The 5,253-nt window shown below is 72.6% G+C and carries 5 protein-coding genes; all 5 read right to left on the bottom strand.

Annotated features, from left to right (window positions below; translation table 11 throughout):
- On the bottom strand, positions 1 to 2,400 hold a 2,400-nt coding region (locus DVA66_RS16775), incomplete at its 3' end, for a ribonucleoside-diphosphate reductase subunit alpha (RefSeq protein ID WP_114561095.1).
- Between the two features lie 224 nt (positions 2,401 to 2,624).
- Entirely contained in the window at positions 2,625 to 3,458 is an 834-nt protein-coding gene (locus DVA66_RS16770) for a putative RNA methyltransferase (RefSeq protein ID WP_114561094.1), read from the bottom strand.
- Positions 3,459 to 3,495: 37 nt separating this feature from the next.
- Positions 3,496 to 4,257, bottom strand: a complete 762-nt coding sequence (locus tag DVA66_RS16765; RefSeq protein ID WP_114561093.1) for an SDR family oxidoreductase — start codon at positions 4,255 to 4,257, stop codon at positions 3,496 to 3,498.
- A gap of 4 nt (positions 4,258 to 4,261) precedes the next feature.
- Entirely contained in the window at positions 4,262 to 5,011 is a 750-nt protein-coding gene (locus DVA66_RS16760) for an SURF1 family cytochrome oxidase biogenesis protein (protein WP_157974075.1), read from the bottom strand.
- Positions 5,012 to 5,072: 61 nt separating this feature from the next.
- Positions 5,073 to 5,253: DUF6457 domain-containing protein (locus DVA66_RS16755; protein WP_232822027.1), on the bottom strand; the 181-nt coding region annotated here is incomplete at its 5' end.

The raw sequence follows: 5,253 nt of genomic DNA, 5'->3' as shown, positions 1-5,253 counted from the left end.
GCCGAAGCCCCGACGACCGGCACCGGTCGACCCGGTGCCACCTCGGATCTCGGCCGCCTTGTTGATCTTGACGGTGCTCTGCTCGGCGGTGTGCCGCGGCATCATGTGCAGGTAGTAGGTGGTCTTGACCCCCCGCTCCCAGGCCGCCGAGTACAGCTCGACCATCTCGTTGACGTCGCGGCTGGCCAGGTAGATGTTGCGGCTGATCGCCTGGTCGATCCACTTCTGGGCCCGGGCGGCGATCTCGATGAAGGCCGTGGGCGCCAGCTGGAAGGACGTCCGGTAGATCTGCTTGAGGTCGTCGGGCACCGAGGCGATCCGGGTGACGTCACCCTGCGCCTGCAGCAGCTCGTCACGCACCTGCTCCCACAGCCCGCGCGACTTCAGGTCGGCGACCAGGTTGCGGTTGACCTCGAGGAACTTGCCCGAGGAGGTGGCACGGCTGAAGATCTGGCTGAACTGCGGGTCCAGACCCGGGGTGGTGCCCGCCACCAGACCGATCGAGGCGGTCGGCGCGATCGCCAGCACGGTCGAGTTGCGCATGCCGCCACGGACCTTCTCGCGCAGCGTGTCCCAGTCCATCCGGATCGAGCGGTCGACGGCCACCGGCACCTCGCGGTCGGCCTCCAGCGCGGCGAGGGAGTCGAAGGGCACCCAGCCCTGGCTCCAGCGCGAGCCCTCGAAGGTGCGGTAGCTGCCGCGCTCGCGGGCCAGGTCGGCGCTGGCGTCGATCGCGTGGTAGCTGACGAACTCCATCAGCTCGTCGATCAGCTCGGCCGCCTGCTCGGAGTCGTAGGCCATGCCCAGCCGCTCGGTCAGGTCGGTGAAGCCCATCACGCCCAGGCCGACCGCACGGTGGTCGGAGTTGGAGCGCTCGGACTCCGGCACCTGGCTGATGGTGATGTCGATGAGGTTGTCGAGCTGGCGGACCGCGGTGCGCACGGTCTGGCGCAGCCGCTCCCAGTCGACCACCAGGTCGTCGCCGAGGTGGGCCGAGAGGTTGACCGAGGCCAGGTTGCAGACCGCGATCTGGTCGCGGTCCTGCGGCAGGCAGATCTCGGTGCAGAGGTTGGACAGGTGGATCGTCCCGGTGTTGTTGTTCAGCGCCCGGGTGTTGATGGTGTCCTTCCACGTCAGCCACGGGTGCGAGGTGCTCTGCAGGGTGATGAGGATCGACTTGAACTGCTCGCGGGCGCGGACCCGCTTGAAGCGGCGCATCTCACCGTTCTCGGCCTTCTGGATGTACTCGGCGTAGCGGCGGGAGAAGGCGGCGCCGTAGAGCTCGGGCAGGTCGGGCACCTCGAGCGGGTCGAACAGGTACCACACCTCGTCGTCGCGGACCCGCTTCATGAACTCGTCGGAGATCCAGACCGCGGTGTTGGCGGTGCGCAGCCGGCGGTAGGGGTCGCCGGAGTTCTGCTTGAGGTCGAGGAACTGCGGGAAGTCCAGGTGCCAGTTCTCCATGTAGAAGCACAGCGCGCCGAACTTCTTGCCGCCGCGGGAGACCGCGCGCAGGCTCGAGTCGATCGTGTGCATGAAGGGGATCGGCCCGGTGGAGGTGGTGTTGTTGCTGCGGATGGGCGAGCCCTCAGAGCGCAGCTTGGTCACCGAGAGCCCGATGCCGCCGGTGCCCTTGGTCAGCCACATGACGTTGCGCAGCGAGGTGGCGATGTGCTCCATGTCGTCGTCCATCTGCATGACGAAGCAGTTGGAGAGCTGGGCGTAGGAGGTGCCGGCGTTGACCAGCGTGGAGCCGGCGGCCAGGTAGGTGAGGGAGGACATCGCGTCGTAGATCTGCAGCGCGGCCGCCGTCGGGTCCTGCTCGTTGAGCGAGAGACCCATCGCCACCCGCATCCAGAAGAACTGCGGGGTCTCCATCGGCTGGCGCCGGGAGTCGTTGATGAGGTAGCGGGTGCGCATGGTCTGCACGCCGATGTAGCGCAGCAGGTCGTCGCGCGCCGGGTCGAGCGCGCCGGCCAGCCGGAGCAGGTCGAAGTCCTCGCCGAGACGCGGGTCGAGCAGACCGTCGGACACCGCCTTGTGGATGTAGCCGGCGAACTGCTCGTGGTGGCGGCGGGCGACGTTGGTCAGCGTGACGCCCTCGCCGAGCACCCGCTTGTACAGGGTCTTCACCAGCAGCCGGGCCGCGATGGTGTCGAAGGCCGGGTCGTCCTTGACGTTCTGCAGGGCGACCCCGATGACGGCCTCGTCCAGCTGCTCGGTGGTGATCTTGTCGAACAGCGTGATCTCGAGCTCGGACTGGATCTGGGTCGCCCGGGTGACCTGATCGTCGAGCCCGCGGCTGGCGTCCTCGATCGAGCGGGCGATCTCGTAGCCGTCGTAGGGGACCAGGCTGCCGTCACGCTTCTGGACGGTGATCTGCTGCTCGGCTGCGTGCATGACTCATCCCTCTGTGGTCGCAGGTGTGGGTGCCACGGCAGCGGTGGTGGACCACGGCTCCGCGCGCTCGACTCGGCTCTTCCCCCGGGGTCAGGTGCGGTCCGCGATGGCGTGCCTGGGCACGGTACGCGGGCATCGGCCGCCGGTGAGAACCACTATATCTGGAAATGACACGCGTGCAAGTACCCCATATCTGGGTTTTCCGCGGGTCGGGCGGCGGACGCTCACGCTCCGCTGCGACGGTACCGCGCGACCCTGACAGACAGCGTCACCCGGCCGCCGGGACGCCGTCGCAGCAGGCTCTCGCGGTCGGTGTGGTGCCCGTTCGGGCCCATCAGCGCGAGGTCGGCGGCGGCCTCGTCGGAGAGCTCCAGCCCACGCCGCTCGGCGTGTCGCGAGACCGGCTCGAAGCGCCCGCCCAGCTGCTCCTCCAGACGCTCGGCCTTGCCGGCCTGGACGCTCATCAGCCCGGCCCGTCCGCGCAGCCCGTCGAGGTGGTCCGGCTCCGGGGTCACCACCACCAGGGTGCCGCCGGGACGGAGCACCCGGTGGGCCTCGGCGGCGTTGCGGGGGGCGAAGACCACCAGCACCGCGTCGACCCGTCCGTCGAGCAGCGGCCAGGGCCGCCAGCTGTCGGCGACCACGGAGGCCACCCGCGGGTGCACCCGGGCGGCGCGCCGGGCGGCGGCGGTGGAGACGTCGGTGCTCAACCCGACCCGCTGCGTCCCGGCCGCGACCACCCGGGCCAGGTGCTGGCCGGTGCCACCGCCGGTCTCCACCAGCCGGGCCGCCTCACCCAGGTCGGCGCAGGCCTCCACCAGCGCCTCCCCGACCAGGTCGAGCAGCCCCGCCTCGTGCACCCGCTCGCGGGCGGCCACCATCGTCGCGGTGTCGGCGTTCGCCCCGGCCGCCACCCCGCCCATGAGGTTGACGTGACCCTGCCGGGCGACGTCGAAGGAGTGCCCGTCCGCGCAGCGCAGCCGCCGACCCCCGTCGACGAGCTCGAGCCCGGGCGGCTCGCGGTGCCCGCCCACCGGGCAGCGCAGCAGCGGCTGCACCAGCGCCAGGGCGCTCCCGGAGGCGCTCAGCGGGGCCTCACAGGGTGCGCATCTTCCCGCCGTCGACCGGGAGCAGGCAGCCCGAGAGGTAGCTGGCGGCGGGGGAGAGCACGAAGGCGGCCACCCGTCCGAACTCCTCCGGCTCACCGAGCCGGCGCAGCGGGATGCTGGCGGCGGCGTCGGCCATCGCCTGCTCGGGGTCGTCGCTGTGGGCGTGCAGGGCGGTGATCCGCTCGGTGCGCACGGTGCCCGGCATCAGCCCGACCACCCGGGCGCCGCGCGGCCCGACCTCGTCGGCCAGCTGCTTGACCAGCAGCCCCAGCCCGGGACGCAGCCCGTTGCTGATGGCCATCTCGGGCAGCGGCTCGCGGGCGGTGCTGGAGAGCACCCAGGCCAGCGCGACGTCGTCGCGGGTGGCGTGCTCGAGCACCGCCCGGCTGACCCGCAGCGCGGCCAGGAAGACCGACTCGAAGGCGTCCCGCCACTCCTGCTCGCTGTTGGCCAGGGTGGCCCCGCGCGGCGGGCCGCCGACGCTGACCAGGGCCCCGTCCAGGGAGCCGAACCGGCTCAGCGCCAGCTCGCAGGCCCGGCCGGGGGTGGTGGGATCGGAGAGGTCGGCCGGCAGTGCCACCGCGGCGTCCTCGCCCAGCTCGGCGAGCACCTCGGCCAGGACGTCGGCCCGGCGGGCCACCAGCACCACCCGGGCACCCTCGGCGACCAGGGCGGTGGCGGTGGCGCGGCCGAGCCCGGCGGAGGCGGCGGTGACGACGAAGGTGCGGTCGGCGAGCTGCAGGTCCATGGGCTCAGTCTGGCGCACCGGCGCGCTCGCGGCGGCGTTCCCTCAGGTCGCCGCGGACCAGCACCACCACCCCTCCGACCGCGATCGCGGTGAAGGCGAACCACTGCAGGGCGTAGGAGAGGTGGTTGCCCTCGGTCGGCGCCGGCGGCTGCACCGGGTCGAGCGCGGCGTAGCCGGGCTGCGGGTCGACCGGTGTGGTGTCGGCGGCCGCCACCCAGCCGGTGGTCAGCACCGGGTAGGGAACGGTGGAGGCCAGGGCCGGTGTGCTGACCAGCCGGACCGAACCCCGGGACGGGGTGGTCAGCGCCTCCCGGCCCTGCTCGTTGCGCCGCAACCAGCCGAGCACGTCGACCTCGCCGGCCGGCGGTGCGGGCAGCGTCTCGGGGATGCCCCGGGTGTCGGCGACGAAGCCCCGGCTCACCCAGACGGAGCGGCCGTCGGCCAGCCGCAGCGGGGTCAGCACCTCGAATCCGCGCGCCTCCCCGTTGCGCCGGTTGCGGACGTGGACCTGGTGCTCGGAGTCGAACTCGCCGGTCAGCTCGACGCGCCGCCACTGCTCGGCGTCGGTGACCTCGTCGCCGAGGGCCTCGTCGACCCCGACCGGCGGCGCCTGCCGCTGGGCCGCGACCTGGGCGTTCTCGGCCCGGCGCTCCTCCAGCCGGCTCAGCTGCCAGCGACCGAGGGTGACGAAGGCGACGACGACCACCACACAGAACAGCGCCAGCACGAGCCAGCGCAACCACAGCCGCTGCACCCCGACAGGGTAGTGGCGCCCCCGGCGCCATCCCAGCCGGCGCGGGGCCGCCCGGCGGGGGTCAGGAGGTGGAGGGGTGCTGGCCCTTGGCCAGGGCGAGCTGGGTGGCGGCGGCCGTCGCGGCGCCGATGCTGGCGCCCCGGCCGACGGCCACCCCGGCCAGGAAGGTGGTCAGCGGCGCGGCCGGGCGGGTGACGTGGTGGGCGGCGTCACGGGCGAGGTCGAGCACCGCGTGCACGGCG

The sequence above is a fragment of the Desertihabitans aurantiacus genome (genome assembly GCF_003344635.1).
Taxonomy (GTDB): domain Bacteria; phylum Actinomycetota; class Actinomycetes; order Propionibacteriales; family Propionibacteriaceae; genus Desertihabitans; species Desertihabitans aurantiacus.
This window is presented reverse-complemented; position numbering and strand designations above follow the sequence as displayed.